Annotated in this window: 17 protein-coding genes; 9 read left to right on the forward strand and 8 right to left on the reverse strand. The window is 68.8% G+C overall.

The features are described 5' to 3' along the window. Nucleotides 1-112: 112 nt before the first annotated feature. Nucleotides 113-1,081, reverse strand: coding sequence for a YeeE/YedE family protein (locus tag ACS5RC_RS25320; protein WP_478346694.1), 969 nt, complete (start codon nt 1,079-1,081; stop codon nt 113-115). Nucleotides 1,082-1,662: 581 nt separating this feature from the next. On the opposite strand from ACS5RC_RS25320, the gene ACS5RC_RS25325 reads away from it, so the two are divergent. Genes ACS5RC_RS25325 through ACS5RC_RS25340 form a run of 4 tightly spaced genes read left to right on the forward strand, consistent with a single transcriptional unit; the run spans nt 1,663 to nt 5,454 of the window. Continuing rightward, nucleotides 1,663-2,373: a TIGR04282 family arsenosugar biosynthesis glycosyltransferase gene (locus tag ACS5RC_RS25325; protein WP_478346695.1), complete on the forward strand. Its 711-nt coding sequence runs from the start codon at nt 1,663-1,665 to the stop codon at nt 2,371-2,373. Between the two features lie 59 nt (nt 2,374-2,432). Beyond that, on the forward strand, nt 2,433-3,665 hold the full coding sequence (locus ACS5RC_RS25330) for an MptA/MptB family glycosyltransferase (protein WP_478346696.1): 1,233 nt from the start codon (nt 2,433-2,435) through the stop codon (nt 3,663-3,665). Beyond that, nucleotides 3,662-4,735, forward strand: coding sequence for a radical SAM protein (locus ACS5RC_RS25335; protein ID WP_478346697.1), 1,074 nt, complete (start codon nt 3,662-3,664; stop codon nt 4,733-4,735). The genes ACS5RC_RS25330 and ACS5RC_RS25335 overlap by 4 nt, the downstream gene beginning before the upstream one ends. After that, nucleotides 4,732-5,454, forward strand: coding sequence for a glycosyltransferase family 2 protein (locus tag ACS5RC_RS25340; protein WP_478346698.1), 723 nt, complete (start codon nt 4,732-4,734; stop codon nt 5,452-5,454). The genes ACS5RC_RS25335 and ACS5RC_RS25340 overlap by 4 nt, the downstream gene beginning before the upstream one ends. 11 nt (nt 5,455-5,465) lie before the next feature. On the opposite strand, the gene ACS5RC_RS25345 is transcribed toward ACS5RC_RS25340, so the two are convergent. From ACS5RC_RS25345 to ACS5RC_RS25360, 4 genes are read right to left on the reverse strand one after another with little or no spacing between them, the layout of a single operon-like run. Then, nucleotides 5,466-6,128 carry a DoxX family protein gene (locus tag ACS5RC_RS25345; RefSeq protein ID WP_478346699.1) on the reverse strand — a complete coding sequence of 221 codons (663 nt, stop codon included), beginning with the start codon at nt 6,126-6,128 and terminating at the stop codon, nt 5,466-5,468. Nucleotides 6,129-6,186: 58 nt separating this feature from the next. Continuing rightward, a complete protein-coding gene (locus tag ACS5RC_RS25350) occupies nt 6,187-7,746 on the reverse strand; it encodes a PhnE/PtxC family ABC transporter permease (RefSeq protein ID WP_478346700.1) in 1,560 nt (519 codons plus the stop codon). Next, nucleotides 7,743-8,423, reverse strand: a complete 681-nt coding sequence (locus ACS5RC_RS25355) for an ATP-binding cassette domain-containing protein (RefSeq protein ID WP_478346701.1) — start codon at nt 8,421-8,423, stop codon at nt 7,743-7,745. Before ACS5RC_RS25355 ends, ACS5RC_RS25350 begins: the two co-directional genes overlap by 4 nt. A gap of 13 nt (nt 8,424-8,436) precedes the next feature. Continuing rightward, nucleotides 8,437-9,324: a putative selenate ABC transporter substrate-binding protein gene (locus ACS5RC_RS25360; RefSeq protein ID WP_478346702.1), complete on the reverse strand. Its 888-nt coding sequence runs from the start codon at nt 9,322-9,324 to the stop codon at nt 8,437-8,439. A gap of 387 nt (nt 9,325-9,711) precedes the next feature. Between ACS5RC_RS25360 and ACS5RC_RS25365 the strand changes: the two genes are divergently transcribed. The 4 genes from ACS5RC_RS25365 to ACS5RC_RS25380 are packed head-to-tail and all read left to right on the forward strand — an operon-like array spanning nt 9,712 to nt 13,476. Further along, nucleotides 9,712-10,776 (forward strand): radical SAM protein, encoded by a 1,065-nt coding sequence (locus tag ACS5RC_RS25365; protein ID WP_478346703.1) that lies wholly within the window; start codon nt 9,712-9,714, stop codon nt 10,774-10,776. Beyond that, nucleotides 10,769-11,566 carry a TIGR01459 family HAD-type hydrolase gene (locus tag ACS5RC_RS25370; RefSeq protein WP_478346704.1) on the forward strand — a complete coding sequence of 266 codons (798 nt, stop codon included), beginning with the start codon at nt 10,769-10,771 and terminating at the stop codon, nt 11,564-11,566. Before ACS5RC_RS25365 ends, ACS5RC_RS25370 begins: the two co-directional genes overlap by 8 nt. Before the next feature lie 51 nt (nt 11,567-11,617). Continuing rightward, complete coding sequence (selD, locus tag ACS5RC_RS25375) at nt 11,618-12,667, forward strand: selenide, water dikinase SelD (protein WP_478346705.1); 1,050 nt, start codon at nt 11,618-11,620, stop codon at nt 12,665-12,667. 8 nt (nt 12,668-12,675) lie between these two features. Continuing rightward, nucleotides 12,676-13,476, forward strand: coding sequence for a nucleoside phosphorylase (locus ACS5RC_RS25380; protein ID WP_478346706.1), 801 nt, complete (start codon nt 12,676-12,678; stop codon nt 13,474-13,476). On the opposite strand, the gene senA is transcribed toward ACS5RC_RS25380, so the two are convergent. Beyond that, nucleotides 13,473-14,777, reverse strand: coding sequence for a selenoneine synthase SenA (senA, locus tag ACS5RC_RS25385; protein ID WP_478346707.1), 1,305 nt, complete (start codon nt 14,775-14,777; stop codon nt 13,473-13,475). The two genes, ACS5RC_RS25380 and senA, sit on opposite strands and share 4 nt — an antisense overlap. Before the next feature lie 27 nt (nt 14,778-14,804). Between senA and senB the strand changes: the two genes are divergently transcribed. Then, nucleotides 14,805-15,758 (forward strand): selenoneine biosynthesis selenosugar synthase SenB, encoded by a 954-nt coding sequence (senB, locus tag ACS5RC_RS25390; RefSeq protein ID WP_478346708.1) that lies wholly within the window; start codon nt 14,805-14,807, stop codon nt 15,756-15,758. A 268-nt stretch (nt 15,759-16,026) separates the two neighbouring features. Here the strand turns inward: senB and ACS5RC_RS25395 are convergent, their stop codons facing one another. Next, on the reverse strand, nt 16,027-16,431 hold the full coding sequence (locus ACS5RC_RS25395) for a hypothetical protein (RefSeq protein WP_478346709.1): 405 nt from the start codon (nt 16,429-16,431) through the stop codon (nt 16,027-16,029). A gap of 319 nt (nt 16,432-16,750) precedes the next feature. After that, complete coding sequence (locus ACS5RC_RS25400; RefSeq protein WP_478346710.1) at nt 16,751-17,389, reverse strand: hypothetical protein; 639 nt, start codon at nt 17,387-17,389, stop codon at nt 16,751-16,753. Between the last annotated feature and the right edge of the window lie 284 nt (nt 17,390-17,673).

Here is a 17,673-nt window from a genome sequence, read left to right on the forward strand (position 1 = left end):
GAGATCAGCACGTCCGCCTGCCGTAGCTTGGCGACGATCTCCTCGGGCTTCGGGTGCTTTGCCATCTTGTCCGTCCTCCAGGCTCAAAAGCCATACCAAAGGGCGGACCACTTCAATGGGGGCTGACCAAGGTTGCGATGCCGGTGACACCCTGGCCGATGGTGCAGCCCAAAGCCGTGATCCCGCCGGTTCCCATCAGGAACGCGCCGACAACGTGCCGCCGCAGCTCTCCCGCGTCGTCCGGGGCTTCCCAGCGGAAACTTCGCGCCCGCCACGCCTCGATGAAGGCTCCCAGAAGGACGCCCACGACCGAGGCGATGCCGAAATCCACCCGCATCCCGGAGGCCAGCATCGCGAAGAGAACGGCATCGCCAACCGGCCGGGCGAAGCTAAGCGACATCGGTCGCTCGGCTCCGAAGGTATCGAACCCGGCAAACCCCGTCGCCCACCATCCCGCGGTGACGTACAATCCGATCACGATAGCCGCCGCGGCGAGCTTCCGGTCTTTTCGGAAGGCTTTGTCCGCAAAAGCGTAGCCGGCCAGGACGGCGGCGCATGCGACCGCGAGAACCATCGAGGCGGGGCGCCCGACGCCGAGCAGATCCGGAAGGAGTTGCAAGCGCCCGTTGGGTATCTGCACGGAAAGAGGGTCGACGGCCGCCACCCGGACAATGGCGGTGAGCCCCCGCATCGCCATCACCGCCGAAATGGCAGCGACGAGAAGAGCGATCAGAGCTTTCAGGTCTCCTCCTCCGAGCCGAAGAAGGTTCCCGAAGGCGCAATTACCGACGAGCGCCATGCCGAACCCGAAGGTCAGCCCGCCGAGGATCAGAGGGCCGAGTTCGAGCTGCGGCGCGGCGTACAGCGTCCGGCGCAGTTCGAGACCGTTCCAACGCAAGACATAGACACCGACCATCGCGACGGCGATGGCCAGCGCCCAGGCGCGCAACCGCCGGGTGTCCCGCCCGTAGACGGCGTCTTCCAGGGCACCGAGCGTGCAGAAGCGGCCGCGCCGCGCCGCGTAGCCGAGCGCACATCCAATCACGAGACCGAGGACCGCACGAACGAGATGCGGCTCCAATCTTTCCTCCCATCATCCTGCCGCCTGCAAACGGCTTTTGTCTATCCGCTGGCGCAAGACTTCAGCCGCCGCTTAAGGGAAGCTTATGAATCCGCGGGCGAGGGCCATTCTGAGGCAGGTCCATAAGTGTCGAAGGGGCGTCCTTGTGAAGGCGTGAGTCCTCGGGCGACGCGATCAATGCCCTAGTTTGTTGTCCGTCATAGTCGCAATGTCTGCTTCCAGGAATTTGGCGAAGAGCGACGAATGGCCGGGTTGGGCGCCAAGCCGAATGTCCGGTTCTGCACACGTTGGCGTTCGGACGTGACGTAGTCTGGCCGAAAGCGGCTGGTCCGCTTCCGCGTGCGGCGATGGCAAGGGCGGACAGCCCTTCTCCCGGAGGCGCGCGCCCCACCAAGCGCCCGGTCAGTGCGGCCTCCGAACGGCCCGGTGCAGGCATCCCGCAGATCCTCATCAGCCGCGGGAGCCAACCCGGTCGCACTTTGTGATTTGGCTTTCCAGCAACAATTTGCTCTCCCTTTGCAGCGGACGCTTCGTCCCATCACAGCTTCGGGCGCGCGGCGCTGCGCCGACATGGGGGACGCATGACGGCAGCGCTCGGGATTATGTGCAAGGCCCCGCGCCCCGGCCTGACCAAGACGCGCCTTGCCGCACGCCTCGGCCCGGAGAAGGCGGCCCGTCTGTCTGCCTGTTTCCTGGCGGATGTCGCCGGTGTCGTGCTCGCGGTCCCGGAGGGGCTGGGCAGACAGGGATACGGCATCTATGCGCCCGCGGGATCGGAGGCCGAGCTCGCTGCCATCCTGCCGCCCGCCTTCCGCCTGCTGCTTCAAGAAGGATCCGATTTCGGACTCATCCTCGGAACGGCCGTGCGTCGTCTGCTGACCGAGCAGGCGCATGACTGTGTCGTGCTGATCAACGCCGACACGCCGACCCTACCCGCATCGCTGCTCACGGACACCGTCACCACCCTGCGACGGTCCGGGGACCGCGTGGTGCTGGGGCCCGCCATCGACGGCGGCTACACCCATATCGGGCTGAAGGCCGACCATCCCGAACTCTTCACCGGCATCCCGTGGAGCACGGACGCGGTGCTGACCCGTACGCTGGAGCAGGCCGCCGCCATCAGCCTGGAGGCCGAGGTGCTTGCCCCCTGGTACGACATCGACGACGCGGCGACATTCCGCCTCCTGCAGGACGAGATCGCGGGCCTCCCGCCGGCGTTCGCCGCGGACGACATAGTCGGGGGTCAGGCGCACGCGACGCGCGCGCTGCTGAACCAATGGCGTGACGCCTGAGCCCCGTCCGTCGCCTGACGGTCCTCGGCATCGCCGGAACCGTGCTGATCGGGCTCGGCATGCCGCTCCTTCGGAGCTTCGGCGACGATGCGTTCCTGGCGCTCGCCTGCGCCGGCGGCGTGATCACCGCCCTGGCCGCGCGCACGGCGGACACCACGGGGCCCCGGGCGCTCATCATCATTGTCGGGGCCGGCCTCGCGATGCGTCTTCTCGCGCTGTCCGCGCCGCCGATCCTGTCGACCGACATCTTCCGCTACGTCTGGGACGGGGTGGTGCAGGGCGCCGGTATCAACCCCTACCGCTATGTCCCGGCCGACCCGGCTCTGAGTTTCCTGCGCGATGCACAGGTCTATCCGTTCATCAACCGCGCCGACTACGCGGTGACCATCTACCCCCCGGTGGCCCAGGCGTTCTTCCTCCTCGTCACCCGCATCTCGGCGAGCCCGCTCGCCATCAAGGTCGCCCTCGTGGCGTGCGAGGGCATGACGATCTTCGCCCTGATCGGTCTGCTGCGCCTCACGGGACAGTCGGGGGCCCGCGTCGCGGCCTACGCGTGGCACCCGCTCCCGGTCTGGGAGATCGCAGGCCAGGGCCATGTCGACGGCCTGATGATCGCCCTGATGATGCTCGGCCTGTGGCTGGCGCTGGCCGTCGGCCGCCGTTATGCGGGCGCGACATCGGTGGTGCTGGCAACGCTAGCCAAGCCGTTCGCCCTGATCGCGCTGCCCGGCCTGTGGCGGCCCTGGGACTGGCGGATGGTCGCCCTCGTGCCGGTCGTGATCGCGCTCGCCTGTCTGCCCTACCTGTCCGTCGGGAGCGGCGTGCTCGGCTTCCTCGCCACGGGCTACGCCGACGAGCAGGGCCTGTCTTCGGGCTGGGGCTTCACCCTGCTGCGGCTGTGGCGGCAAACGATCGGGACGTGGCCTCACGACACCCAGATCTACCTCGCCGTCTGCCTTGTGATCCTGACGGTGCTGGCGCTGCGGACCGGGTTCCAAAGAATCCGGACGCCGGAGCGGAGCCTGCGCGACATCAATTGTTCGATCGCGACGTTACTCTTTCTGCTCTCGCCCGAATTCCCATGGTACTTCCTGATGGCTGTGCCCTTTCTAAGTGTCGCTGCCACGCTTCCGGGTTGGGTCCTCACGGTGGGAGGCTTCATGCTCTACGACGTCGTTCCTGGCGATCCGCAGCTCTCCTATGACGCCCGCTCGGCGATCCTCGCGGCCCTGGTGGCGGCCGCGGCGCTGGTGCAGGTCGAAATCCGCCGCCGTTCCGGGCTCATCCGATGACCACAGCCACGCAACCCGCGGCGCCGGCCGTCGACCCGCGCCGCTACCACGAGGCGGCGCCGCGGACGGCCGGGACCGTCGTCGAGCGCATGCCGGTCTGCCTCTATCTGGAGGTGACGAACCGCTGCAACCTGCTCTGCACCACCTGCCCGCGCACCTATGTCGAGCTCGAACCGCCGGCCGATATGAGCTGGGCGCTTTTCACCTCCATCGTCGACCAGGTGCCGGATCTGAGCCGCGCCGTGCTCCACGGGGTCGGCGAGCCGATGCTGGTCAAGGACCTGCCCCGCATGGTCCGCTACCTCAAGGATCGCGGAACCTACGTCCTGTTCAACACCAACGGCACGGTGCTGTCGGAGAAGAACGGGCGGGCCCTGATCGAGGCCGGCCTGGACGAGCTGCGCGTCTCGCTCGATGCCTCGACGCGCGCCTCCTACATCACGGTGCGCGGCAAGGACTATTTCGAGCGGATCCTGAAGAACGTCCGGGCCTTCCGGGCGCTGCAGGAGCGCGAGGGCCACACCACGCCCCGCGTCTCGGCCTGGCTCACCGGCCTCAAGGAGACCCTGCCGGAGCTGCCCGACTTCGTGCGGGTGGCGGCCGAGGCCGGCGTGAAGGAGGTCTACCTCCAGCGGCTGGTCTACTTCGCGGACGACGCCCTCGGCATGGCGCGGCCGGATCAGGCCCTCTACGAACGCATGGAGGCGGACGAGTCCCATTACCTCACCGAGGCCGAGGCGGTCGCGCGCGCGCTCGGGCTCACCTTCTCGGCCTCGGGGGCGGCGAGCGAGCCGGGAATGAGCCTCCGCCGCGACGCGGACGGCTCGCCCTGGTCGCTCTGCCGCCGGCCCTGGAACGTGATGTACGTCACCGCCAATGGCCGGGCGCTGCCGTGCTGCATCGCGCCGTTCTCGCAGCGCGGCTACGAGAACTACACCCTCGGCGACGCCACGCAGGACACCCTGCGGGCGATCTGGAACGGGCCGGCCTACGCGGATTTCCGGGCGGCCCTGCTGTCCGACACGCCGCCGCAGGCCTGCGGCAATTGCGGGCTCCGCTGGAGCCTGTGACCGCCGCAGCCTGCGTCACGGCCATCGTGCCCTGCCTCGACGAGGCGACCGCGATCGGCGGCGTCGTCGCGGGGCTCCTGGCGAACGGGGCCGACGCGGTCCTCGTCGTCGATGGCGGCTCGCGGGACGCCACCCGGGAGCGGGCCGCCGCCGCGGGCGGGCGCGTGATCCTCGAGCGCCGCCGAGGCTACGGGCGGGCGATCCAGACCGGGATCGCCGCGCTGCCGCCGGAGACCCGCATCGTCCTGTTCGTCGACGGCGACGGCAGCGACCGGCTCGACCGCGTCCCGGCCCTGCTCTATCCGATCCGCGCCGGCCGGGCCGATTTCGTGCATGGCTCCCGGATCCGTGGCGATCGCGAGCCGGGCGCCATGAGCCCCCAGCAGATCGTCGCCGGTCACCTCGCCGGCTGGCTGCTGCGGCTCACCTACGGGGCCCGCTTCACCGACATGTCGCCCTACCGGGCGATCCGCCGCGACGCGCTGGAGCGCCTCGGCATGCGGGACGAGACCTATGGCTGGAACCTCGAGATGCTGATGCGCGCCGCCGCGGCGGGCCTGCGCTGCGAGGAGGTCGCCGCCGGGCAGCGCCCGCGGCAGGGCGGCGCCTCGAAGGTGTCGGGGGATTGGCGGGCGGGGATACGCGCCGCCTGGGTCATCGGCACGACCTTCCTGCGCCTCGCCCGCGCCCTGTCCCGCGAGGGGCGCCGGTCCGGCTGACGCGCCGCCCCTCAGGTCACGACGCGGACCAGGCCGGCGGCCCATCCGAAGGTCAGGCCGGGCGGGTACCGGCGGCGCAGCGCGGCGTCGAGGCCCAGGCTCCGGCCCGCCGCGAAGACGCTGAACAGGGCCATGAGACCGCCGAGGAAGACGTAGGTCCACGGCCATTCCTGCGGGTGCAGGTACAGGCCGAGCCAGAGCTGGGCGACGAACGCGACACCGATCGCGCCGACGATCCGGACGCCGAGCCCGAGCAGCAGCGAGACCGCGAAGGTCAGCTCCGTGACGAACACCAGCGCGTCCAGGATGTAGAAGTTCGGCGTCGGCAGCAGCACGCCCTTCACGAACTCCCGGTGGATCGCGAAGGCGGCGTTCGTCACCTCCTCGCCGGTCCAATAGTAGAGCCCGTTCTCGGTGGAGAAGAGCGGCAGCTTCCAGAGCATGCCTTGGAACCACATGCCGCCGATCAGGGCGCGCAGCGCCCACAGGGTGACGTCGCGGCCCGTCCGCTGTGCCGGGTCCTCGATCCATTCCCGGATCGCGATGACGATGCTGGCCAGGACCAGCAATGCGAAACCGCCGGCGACCAGCCAGCGCCCCCAGCCGAGGGCGACCTCGTCGCTCTGCTGCCCGATCAGGAACAGCCACGTGTCGGTGAAGGGGTCCGTCCGCATCGCATCGATCCTCTGAAAGCCTGCGTCTCAGGTGCTGCGTCTCAAGGGCTGCGCGCCGTCAGGTACAGGCCGCCCGCAGCGGCGGGTCGGCCGCGGACCCGTGCAGGGGTCTGGACAGCCGTGTCGGCAGATCGGTGAGGCGCAGCGACCGGCGCAAGGCCCGGGACAGGGCATCGACCAGCGCGGTCAGGAGCGCCGTGGCGACGATCAGCACCACGGCGACGTCCAGGCGCAGCTCGGAGATCGCGGCATCGACGTAGAAGCCGAGCGTCGCGACCCCGAGGATGCCGAAGATCGCGCTCTCGCGCAGGATCAGCTCCCAGCGATACAGCAGATACGCCAGGAACTGTCCGTAGAGCCGGGGCAGCGTCTCGTAGGCGTAGAGATTCAGGCCGGTCGGTGCGTCGGGGCGGTAGGCGAGGTCGTCGGCGTGGCGGCCCATGAGGTAGCCGACGATGCCGGCATTGTGGATCGTCAGCGCCAGGATCGCCGGCAGCATCGAGGGGCCGAGCAGCTGCAGCAGAACGTAGGCCAGCATGTATTCCGGCGTCGAGCGCACGATCACCAGCAGGACCCGCCCGAACGGCTGCCCGACCGGCCCGGCGAAGCGGCGGGAGGCGAGGGGAAACAGGAGCAGCGCGCCGAGGCCGGTCGCGACCAGCGCGATCTGCGCCAGCACCAGGGTCTGGAGCGCGCCGGGTAGGATCTGCTCCGTCACGATCGGCCGGAGCCAGAGCCCGAACCGGCTCCAGGTCGCCGGGTCGAGGAGCGCGCCGGAGCGGAGCGGGCTCGGGACGATGTCGTGGCCGAGGAACCGGCCGAGGCCGGTCAGCCAGTCGGTCGTCCCGATGGTCTTGGGCAGGGCGAGAACGCTTCCCACGAGTAGGACCGGCAGGGTCGAGAGGCGCATCCAGAGGCGGCGGGAGCCGATCAGGACGTAGAAGATCAGGAGCAGGGCCCCGGCCTCGGCGTACCGGCCCTGGCGGAAGGCGGATTCAAGGTAGAAGCCCATGGTGGGCAGGCCGATGAAGCCGAGCACCAGGGTCGAGCGCATGGCGCATTCGAACCGGTAGAGCGTGTAGTGCCGGAAGGCCGCGGCGACCTCCGGCAGGCGGCCGTAGGCGAAGGCTGAGAGGGCGCCGGTGCCCGCCGGAAGGACCCGCAGGGCGGACAGATCCGCCTCCTCGATGATCTCGGAATAGACCTTGGCGCAGATGCCCGCATAGGGCAGCGCGATGGCGAGGATGCCGGTGGTCGCCGACAGGCCGAACACCTGCGTCAGCAGCAGCGCCCAGAACAGCTCGTGGACCGAGCGCAGGCCGGCGCAGGCGAGCCGCACGCTCCGGACCTTCGCGAACGGGATGGCGAGGACGAAGCCGGTCCCGGCCCCGAGCGTGACGCCGAGGATCGCGAAGGCGACGGTGTAGACGACGCTCCAGATCTCCACCGACGGGAAATCCGGGTGGACCAGGCCGGCGAGCAGGCGCTGCAGGTCGGCCCAGGGATGGAGGCTGGTGACGGCGAGGTCGGCCAGCAGCAGCGCCGCCGCCGCGCCGCCGACGAACCAGCGCGTTGCGGCGGCATAGCCGCGGCCCGCCGTCAGGTGGAGGACTTTCACGCGGCCTGCCCGTAGAACGGGGCGAGGGCCGCCTCGTCCAGGTCGCGGGCGGGCGCGTCGAGGACGATCCGACCCGCATCGAGGACCACGATCCGGTCCGTGTGCGCCAGCGCCAGGGCGATGTCGTGGAGCGCCAGGACGAGGGTCTGGTGGCGGGCGGCCATCCGCTCAAGGATCACGCCGCCCTGCCTGCGGTCCAGGGCCGAGACCGGCTCGTCGCCGAGCAGGATCGGGCGCCCGTTGTAGAGCGCTCGCGCCACGGAGACGCGCTGCTGCTGGCCGCCCGACAGCGCCCCGGCCTTGGCCCGGACCGCGTCGGCGAGCCCGACCTCCCCGAGGATCCCGCTGATTTCCTCGAGATCGGCGCGGGCCGGGAACGCCAGGGTGCGCAGGTTGTGCAGGGTCGAGCGCCGATCCAGGCGGCCCAAGTAGACGTTGTGGAACACCGAGAGCGTCCGCACCAGGGCGGCCGCCTGCGGGATCAGGGCCACCCGTGGCTGGGCCTGGGCGTGGATCAGCCCGAGCAGGGTGGACTTCCCGGCGCCCGACCGACCCATCAGCGCGACGCGCTCGCCCGCCCGGACCGTGAGGTCCACGCCGAACAGGACGGGCTTGCCGTCATAGGCCGCCGTCGCGCCCGACAGAACGACTTCGGCTTCGGCTCGGGGCAGGCTCACGGCGGCGCGCGCCTCAATCCAGCAGGCCCGTGGATTTCGCCACGCGCTCCACCGGCTCGTAGGCGGCGTTGGTCACCGGGATGAACTTCGAGCGCGCGAAGGGCGCGAGGATCGCGGGATCGGTGATGTCTATCAGCGCCGCCTTCAACCGATCCGTGAACCCGGCCCCATAGATCGCGTCGACATCGCCGCGCACGGTCCACTGGTAATCCGGGAAGGGCGGGCTCTCCCAGATGATGCCGACGTCCTTCGGGTCGGTCTTGCCGGCCTTGCTGTCGAGATCCCAGACCGAATAGTCGACCGCCCCGACCTCGAAGGCCCCGGACTGGACGAGCTGGATCGTGCGGCTGTGATCGCCGGAGAAACCGACGCGGGAAAACACCTCCTCGGGCGTCTTGCCCGGGAACGCCTCGCGGATGAAGTATTCCGGCATCAGCCGGCCCGAGGTCGAGGCCCGGGAGCCGAACGTGAAGGTCTTGCCGGCGATCGCCTTCGGGAAGTCGGCCGAGCGCGCCAGGCCCGTCTTGGTGTTGGCGATGAGATAGGTCTTGAACGCCGCGTCCTCGGCGCCTTGCGCGATCGCCTGCGCCCCGGGCGCGGCCTTGCGCGCCTGCACCCCGGTAAAGCCGCCGAACCATGCGAGCTGGACCTGCCCGTTCGTGAAGGCCGTGACCGCCGCCGGGTAATTCTTCACCGGGAGGTACTTCACCGGCACGCCGAGCTTGCCCTCGAGGTAGGCGGCGACCTTGCCGAAGCGCTCGACGAGGCGGCTCTCGTCCTGGTCGGGGATGCCGGTGAAGACGAAGGTCGGCTTGGCGCCGCCCTGCGCGCCGGCGGCCCGGGGCAGCGCGAGGCAAGCCAGCGCGCCCAGCAACACCCGGCCCATTGTCCGTCTCAGCATCGAGTGCTCCCGTCCGGATTCCGACTGCGATCGACGCCACGCCGGCATCGATGTCCAATCAACTGACAGCTAGCCCATGTCTAGCGGAGCGCTCGGCGAAGCCTGCTGATGGCGCTTATTCGTGTTACCGCACCGTGCGGTTACCCATCGCGAAGTCGCGTCGCTGCGGCAATCGGCCCGGCGGGCGCTGTCACGACTTCGGTCGGTTCGACTTCGGCCTTAACGGCTGTCCCGGTGTAGAGAGTGAAGTCCGGCCGCGGTGATCAATCTTGCTGAAGATGTGATGTTACCCATGCGGCCGGCCGTGCGAAGGACGCCATGACGCCCAAAACCGGGCGCCGGTCGCCCGATGGTGCCTGGCGAGATCAGGCAAGAGGATTCATAGCCATGGACGCCGGGACGCCGCAGCCTCCGGAGCCGGACACCGTCGCCCCGGCACCGTCATTCGCCCTGGGCGTCGGGCTCACCAACGAGTGCAATCTCGCCTGTTCCTTCTGCTACCGCGATCCCGATCGCCTGGATCGGCTCGGACCGGAACAGCTGCGGACGGTGCTCGACAGCCTGCCGGTGCGCTCGGTCAATCTGGGGACCGGCGAGAACGGGATGCACCCCCAGTTCCCGCAGCTTCTCGATCTGCTCCGGGCCGAGCCGATCAAGCTCACGATCACGTCGAACGGGCACTCGATCGCCGTGATGGATGACGCGGCGGTGCAGGCCTTCGCCGACGTGGAATTCTCGATCGACTATCCCACCCGGGAGGAGCAGGACGCGCAGCGCGGGGTCGGCAACTGGGACCTCGTGATGGCGCAGGCCGCCCGCTGCAGGGCGCTGGGCGTCGGCGTCACCTTCATCGCCGTGATGATGCGGACCAATTTCGACCGGCTGCACGAGATCGCCGCCCTGGCCCGCGGCTTCGATGCGCCGCTGCGCATCAACGTCTACCAGGCGGTGCGTACGGACGCCTTCGCGCTCACCTACGCGGAATACTGGGACGGGTTCGCGCGCCTCTTCGCCGAGACCGACGTGATCGCCATCGGCGAGCCGCTCGTCCGGGCCATGGCGGGTCTCCCGGCGCGCCGGGGCGGATGCGGGGTCGGCACGGTGCGCGTCACGCCCCGCGCGACGGTGCAACCCTGCGTATACTGGGGCGGCACCGGCCAGAGCCTCGAGACCCTGCGTCAGGCCGGCAGCGCGATCGTCGCCACGGACCCCTTCGTGGCGGTCCGGGCCCTGCCGGAACCCTGCCGGGGCTGCGCCTACGAGGATTCCTGCCACGGAGGCTGCGCCGGGCGGCGGCGGCTGATGGAGCGGCTCGATCAGGTCGACCCGTACTGCCCGATCGTGCGCGGCGAGATCCGCCCCCTGTCGGTCGTCATGGCCCCGGCCCGCGACCTGCCGAAGCTCGAGAGCGCCTGCACGACTATCGTCCAGGCGCGGCCCGCCCGTGGCTGACGCGCCCGCGGCGCTCGCCGGTCTGAGCTGGGTCACGGAGGCCTATGCGGTCATCCTGTGCGACGTCTTCGGCGTGCTCCACGACGCGGCGCGGGTCTTTCCCGCCGCCGCCGACGCGCTGGCCGCCTTCCGGTCCGGCGGGGGCACGGTGATCCTCGTCTCGAACGCGGCCGAGCCCGGGACGCGTCTGGCGGAATCCCTCCGAGCCCGGGGGATCTTGGACGCCTACGACGACCTCGTGACCGGAGCCGACATCGCCCGGAGCCTCCTTGCTGCGGCGGGTGTCCGGCGCGTCCATCACATCGGGCCGGCGCGCGACCGGGTCCTGTTCGAGGGGCTGCCGGTCACGCCGGTCTCGGTGCACGCCGCCGAAGAAATCGTCTGCACGGGCTATCCGGATCGCGACGACGACCTCGACGCGACCCTCGAAGCCGCGCTCCGGCGCGGTCAGCGCCTGCTCTGTACCAACCCCGACACGAGCCTGACGGTGGGCGCGACGCGCCTGCGCTTCGCTGGTCTCGTCGCGGAGCGCTACCGCGCCCTCGGCGGGCATGTCGTCGAGACCGGGAAGCCCGGCGCCCTGATCTATCGCCGCGCCCTGGACAAGGCCGCGAGCGTCCGCGGACGGCCTGTCGCCCCCGCGCAGGTCCTGGGGATCGGTGACACCGTCGCCCTCGACGTGGCGGGTGCACTGGGAAACGGATTCGCGGCGCTCCAGATCGGAGCTGCGCAGCCCCCGCCGATGGTCGCGTCCGACCGGCTATACCGGATGCCTGCGCTTGTCTGGTGACCCCGTGCCCGACACGGTCCGTCCCGAATCACGACACGAGAGGATTGATCGATGGATACGCCCCCGGTTCGTCTCACCAGCCTCGCCCACGGCGGCGGGTGCGGCTGCAAGCTCGATCCCGCGGTGCTGCGCGCGCTCCTGGCCGATCAGCCGGTCGCCGGTCCCTTCGAACGCCTGCTGGTCGGCAACGAGACCGCCGACGATGCGGCGGTCTGGGCCCTGGACGACGGTACTTGCCTGATCGCCACCACGGACTTCTTCACGCCGATGGTGGACGACCCGCACGATTTCGGCCGGATCGCCGCCACCAACGCCATCTCCGACGTCTACGCGATGGGCGGCAAGCCGTTGCTGGCGCTGGCCATCCTGGGCATGCCGGTCGGCAAGATCGCCCCCGAGACCGTCGCCGAGATCCTGAAGGGCGGCGCGGCCACCTGCGCCGAGGCGGGCATCCCCATCGCGGGCGGCCACTCGATCGACACGCCCGAGCCGATCTACGGCCTGGCGGTGATCGGCTCGTGCGATCGCGCGCATCTGCGGCGCAACGCCGATGCCCGCGCCGGCGACGTGGCCATCCTGACCAAGCCCCTCGGCGTCGGGATCTACTCGGCGGCGATCAAGCGGGAAGCCCTCGACGCCGCCGGCTACACGGATTTCGTCGCCACCACGACGCGCCTCAACAAGGTCGGGGCGGATCTGGCGCGCGATCCGGAGGTCCACGCCATCACCGACATCACCGGCTTCGGCCTGCTGGGCCACGGCCTGGAACTCGCGCGCGGCGCCGGCCTGACCTTCGTGATCGCCGGGGGCGGCATCCCGCTCCTGCCCCGGGCCGAGGCCCTGGCGCGGGAGGGCTTCGTCACCGGCGCCTCGCACCGGAACTGGGCGAGCTTCGGGGGGCAGGTTGTGCTCCCCGAGGGCCTGCCGGACTGGCGCCGGCACATCCTCACCGATCCCCAGACCTCCGGGGGCCTGCTCGTGACCTGCACCCCCGCGCGGGCGGAAGCGATCCTGGCCCAGTGCCGCGCCGCGGGCTTCGCGCAGGCGGCCGTGGTCGGACGGTTCGAGGCCGGCCCTGCCGCGATCCGCGTCGAGGCCTGAGGGCATTGATGCCGCCCTGCGAGCCGGCGACCGCTCCGATCCTGCACGACAAGGCGCACGGAGAGGCCTCGGCGTTCACGCCCGAGAAGCTGCTCCGCGAGGCCCGCCGGCAGCGCGGTCTGGGCGCAGGCCGAGTGCCGGCCCTGTGCGTCCTCGACCCGGACGGCGACATCGTCCGCCACCTCTGCGCGACCGGGCGGGCCAGGCCCGATCCCGACTGGGCCTGCTACCACAGCACCCTGCACCGGTTCGAGGAAGCCGGGCGCGCGATCGGCATCGTCGGTTGCGCGGTCGGCGCGCCCTTCGCCGTGCTGGTCGCCGAGCAGTTGTTCGCCTCCGGCTGCGAACTCCTGATCAGCATCACCTCGTCGGGACAGATCACGGCCCTGCGGGCGCCGCCCTACTTCATCCTCATCGAGGCGGCTCTTCGCGACGAGGGCACGAGCTACCATTACCTGCCGCCGGGCGAGTTCGTTGACGCGCCCCGGGCCTTGGTGGCGTCCGTGGCGCCCGCGCTGACAGGGATCGGTGAGCCCGTCGAACGGGGCGCCACTTGGACGACCGACGCCCCCTATCGCGAGCCCGAGCAGGCGATCGCGGCGGCCCGGGCGCGGGGGATCCTCGCGGTCGAGATGGAGGCGGCGGCCCTCTACGCGTTCGCGCAGGCGCGCGGCAAGGCCGTCCTGTGCTTCGCCCACGTGACAAACCAGATGGGTCAGGCCGGCGATTTCGAGAAGGGCGAGGCCAACGGCGCGACGACGGCGCTCCGTCTCGTCGCTGCCGTCGCGACCGCTCGGTTCCCGATCTAGAGAGCCACCGTCCGGAAGCCGGCGAACACGTCGCGACGCTCCGGGCCGAAGAAGTTGCGGTAGGCGGTATCGATCATCCGCGCGCGGGTCGCCCAGGCACCGCCCCGCAGGACCTTGCGAGTCCCGAAGGCGGGCTCCGAGTATTCCTTGTAGGCGTCGGGTGCGAAGCCCGGGAAAGGCAGGAACGGGCTCGCCGTCCATTCCCAGACGTTGCCGAGCATCTGCCGGCATCCCCAGGCGCTGTCGCCCTCGGGGTAGGCCGCGACGTCGACACAGCCGAGATGGCCGCCATCGAGGTTGGCGTGCTCCGGGGTCGGCGCACGGTCCCCCCAGGGATAGGGGCGCTTGGTGTCGCTCAACCTGCCGTCGGGCATCGGCGCACCGGCCGCTGCGGCCTCCCATTCGATTTCGGTGGGCAGGCGTCGGCCCGCCCAGCGGCAATAGGCATTGGCCTCGTACCAGTTAACGTGGACGACCGGCTGATCGGGCGCCAGCGGCTCGTCCCGGTCGAACCGCCGGCAGGTCCAGGCGCCGCGCCCGTGAGGCGTCCAGTAGACCGGGTGCTCGGCACCGCATCCGTCGCGCCACCGCACCCCCTCGGCATCCCAATAGGCGGGATTCCGATAGCCGCCATCCGCCACAAAGGCGGCGAACTCTCCGTTGGTCACCGGCGCGCGGGCGATGCGGAACGCCGCGACGGACACGGGATGCGCCCATTTCTCGTTGTCGAAGACGAAGCCGCCGCCAGGCTCGGCGCCGAGCTGCCACGTGCCCCCGCCGACCGCGACGTCACCTGGCCAGGGACCCGTCCCCGTGTCCCGGGCCGAGGCCGAGGCGGCGAAGGACGGCCGCGGATAGCCCAGGGTCTGACGCGTGTAGGTGAAGGCCTCGTCGTGCATGTCCTCGTGGAAGGTGACGAGCTGGTAGAGCTCGGCCTCCTGCGGTGTCGGTTCGCGGCCGTCGAGGCGCCGGACGAGCGCCTCCTGCACGCGGGCCATGTAGGCGAGGGTGTCGGGCAAAGCCGGCAGCGGGATCGACCAGCGCGTCGCGTGGGGCACCCGCGCGGAATCGTAGAGCCCGTCGGCTGCCGCCAGTTGGGGCGGGGCCCGGTCGAGCCCGCGCAGGATGAAATGCTCGTGAAACCAGGCGAGATGACCGATTTCCCACAGCAGGGGGTTCACGATCTCACTCTGTGGGCCCATCAGGCGATCCTGATCGAGGCCCGACACCAGTTCGAGCGTCCGCGCTCTGGCATCCCCCAGCATCGCCACGAGATCGGCAGTCGAGACCTGTGCGCTCATCAAAAGTCCCGGGATCCTGTCGCAACCATGAGAATCAGCCTGATCACACCTGCGGCGAGAACGTCGCGTGCCGGCAATCGGACCACGGCGATGCGCTGGGCGCGCATCCTCGGCGAACTCGGGCACCAAGTCGACGTGTCAACGTCCTACCCGGACGACGCCGATGTCGACATGATGCTGGCGCTTCACGCCTGGCGCAGCGCGGCGTCGATCGCGCGCTTCAAGGCGCGGTATCCGGATCGACCGCTCATCGTCGCCCTGACCGGCACGGATCTCTATCACGATCTGGCGGCCGACCCGGAGCCGACCCTGCGCTCGCTCGATCTGGCGGACTGCCTGATCGGCCTGCACGATGGCGTGCCCGATGCCCTCCCGGTGCGTCACCGCGGCAAGGTCGCGGTGGTCTATCAATCCGCCACCGCGCGGGCGCATCGCTGGCCGATGTCGGACGATGCCTTCGAGGTTCTCGTCGTCGCGCACCTGCGCTCCGTCAAGGACCCGCTCTGCGCGGCCCGGGCGGCCCGGCGCCTGCCGGCTCGATCACGGATCCGGATCGTGCACCTCGGCGGCGCGCGGGATCAGATCTGGGCCGATCGGGCTCGGGAAGAGATGGCGCACAACCCGCGTTACCAGTGGCTCGGGGACCAGCCCGGCTCCCTGGTCCGGCGCTGGCTGACACGGGCCCGGGTCATGGTCCTCAGCTCGCAGCAGGAGGGTGGCGCGAACGTGGTGTCGGAAGCGGTCGTCGCCGGCTTGCCGATCCTCGCCACCGACATCCCCGGGACGCGGGGCCTCCTGGGCCCGGAACATCCGGGCTATTTCCCGGTCGGGGACGATGCAGCCCTGGCTGCGCTGCTCTGTCGAGCCGAAGAAGAGCCTCGATTTCTGGAACACCTGCACGCGTTCGGCGCGGAGCGGGCAGCGCTCTTCACGCCGGTCAGGGAGCGCGAAGCGCTTCATCGACTTGTCTCGCGCCTCTAAGTGACGCGCCCGACGTGACGATCGGGCCACGGCTGCAACCCGGCGCAAGCTTGCGTGCGCCTCGTCGCCGTCGATGGTCTGTTCAGTCGCCAATGACCGCTTCCGGGATTTCTGTCAGGGGCATTGCATGTCGGCTGTGGGCGCAAAGCCGAACGGCCGCTTCCGAGCGTTGCAGGGGCAAAGGACCGCTTGACGAACAAACAGTAGAAGCCGGAACTTAGCGGTAGATCTGATCTCAAGAGACGCAGCCTGCCGGGCCAGAACGTTGTCAGAGGTGGTTGATAACGCTCTTGATCATGTCGGACACATCGTGGCCGGTCAGCCAATCCTGGATGGGTTCATGTCGGGGAACCTGATCCGCATCCGCTCGCCGAAGAATGGATGCCAGTTGTTTCCACTCGCTGCCGTCATAGGGCTCGACTTCGTCTTGCGCGAAGACCAAGCCTTCCCAAACATCGCTACCACCAAGTGTCGTCAGACCCTCCTCCGGACAGTACCACAGACCTGCGTGTGGGTAGGTCTGGCGCAAGGTGTCCAGCCTCTCCAGGGCCTCGACAAGTGTCCCGAACATCCAGGCATAGCTTTGGTCGGGACGATCAGAGAACCCGATATGGATCGAGAAACTCGCTGCATCTTCGAGAGGTGTTAAACCTGCATCATCGTGGCATTCCATGGTGAAATATGTCGCTCGCGCGAGATTTGCTTCCAATGATCCCTGTTGCTGATGCAAAATATCGATCGATATGTTTCTAGTATCCGAAATCATTTGCGTCCATTATTATTTGTCTGATGGAATATAACATGATTGCGCCGGCTAGGTGTTGCCCGCATTTTTATCAGCAATGATCGGAGAGGTCTTAACTTATGCTCTGACTTCTTGAAATAGTGCGGTACCGCAACGGCGCGGTGGGATTGAGGCGCATGCCTCAATCTCCGCTTCCCTAAATTGCTCGCCGCAGAAAGAAACGAGGCACAAGCGGCAGCACGACCGCTCAAACAGCTTCGGTCAGGGCTTGCATCACCGTCTTGGCCCACTGGATCCGATCGCTATCGTATCCGCCACATCCCAGAGCAATACGGTGCAGCGCCACCGCACTTGCTTCGAAAGCCATGCATCCATCGTAACGGACGTCGATCAGCGACTGGATCAGCGGATCATAATCCATGCAGGTGCTGATGTAGACGCCCTGGCTCAGCCGGCCGATCAGGCACCAACCTTCACCTTCGTCAATCGCCAACACAATACCCGTCAAGCTCGGATAGCGCGCAGCCAGAGTGCGCAGGATCGGCTCAGGAGCGTTCCAGGGTGCCTGGAAAGCACAGTCATAGATCGTGCCCTGAACCGTGTCGCCGCGGAACGCGGTCGCATTCTCTTTCGTACCCCAAAATCGGATCGCCCAGTCGCGCCAGCATCCAAAGCCTGTTGCCGTGATGGCAGCTTGCCTGGCCTCGTCCGACCAATCCTGATCCAAGTCCAGGATCTCCGGCGGGATTGGCGACAGGGCTTCAAAGTCGAAGCTTGGCATCTGCCTTCCGTTGTCACGCTGCAAGCGGATGCATTCCCGCTCGAAGCGGGCGATTTCGGCAGTAGGACCGGAAAGGGTCAGACGAGTAGTCGCATAGTCGGTCAAGGTAAACAATCTTTCGCTTTAAGCAATGTAGTGACTGTAATGAAGCCGCAGCTCGGAAGACATATTTATCTTCTCCTTTCGATCGGATTTTCTTCGTGAAGTCCTGTTCAACCTGGCTGATGCGTTGAGCGGCAGCAGTTCTGGAAGTGGGTTCACGCCGGCGGACGCCGTACGGCGACAGCATGCACATCGTCTGTCTCAATCAAGGCTTGCAGAGGAGCACACGCTGCTCAGGGCGTCTCTTGTCACGCTTGATCCCAACCTCGCGGCGATTGGCTCTTCCG

This window comes from Methylobacterium sp. HJ2 (genome assembly GCF_056431005.1).

Excerpts from the sequence above, each read along its gene's own strand:
- ACS5RC_RS25395 (WP_478346709.1), bottom strand. The coding sequence starts at position 16,431 with ATGGAATGCCACGATGATGCAGGTTTAACACCTCTCGAAGATGCAGCG.
- ACS5RC_RS25360 (WP_478346702.1), bottom strand. The coding sequence starts at position 9,324 with ATGCTGAGACGGACAATGGGCCGGGTGTTGCTGGGCGCGCTGGCTTGC.
- ACS5RC_RS25335 (WP_478346697.1), top strand. The coding sequence starts at position 3,662 with ATGACCACAGCCACGCAACCCGCGGCGCCGGCCGTCGACCCGCGCCGC.
- ACS5RC_RS25365 (WP_478346703.1), top strand. The coding sequence starts at position 9,712 with ATGGACGCCGGGACGCCGCAGCCTCCGGAGCCGGACACCGTCGCCCCG.
- ACS5RC_RS25345 (WP_478346699.1), bottom strand. The coding sequence starts at position 6,128 with ATGCGGACGGACCCCTTCACCGACACGTGGCTGTTCCTGATCGGGCAG.
- ACS5RC_RS25325 (WP_478346695.1), top strand. The coding sequence starts at position 1,663 with ATGACGGCAGCGCTCGGGATTATGTGCAAGGCCCCGCGCCCCGGCCTG.
- senA (WP_478346707.1), bottom strand. The coding sequence starts at position 14,777 with ATGAGCGCACAGGTCTCGACTGCCGATCTCGTGGCGATGCTGGGGGAT.
- selD (WP_478346705.1), top strand. The coding sequence starts at position 11,618 with ATGGATACGCCCCCGGTTCGTCTCACCAGCCTCGCCCACGGCGGCGGG.
- senB (WP_478346708.1), top strand. The coding sequence starts at position 14,805 with ATGAGAATCAGCCTGATCACACCTGCGGCGAGAACGTCGCGTGCCGGC.
- ACS5RC_RS25380 (WP_478346706.1), top strand. The coding sequence starts at position 12,676 with ATGCCGCCCTGCGAGCCGGCGACCGCTCCGATCCTGCACGACAAGGCG.
- ACS5RC_RS25330 (WP_478346696.1), top strand. The coding sequence starts at position 2,433 with ATGCCGCTCCTTCGGAGCTTCGGCGACGATGCGTTCCTGGCGCTCGCC.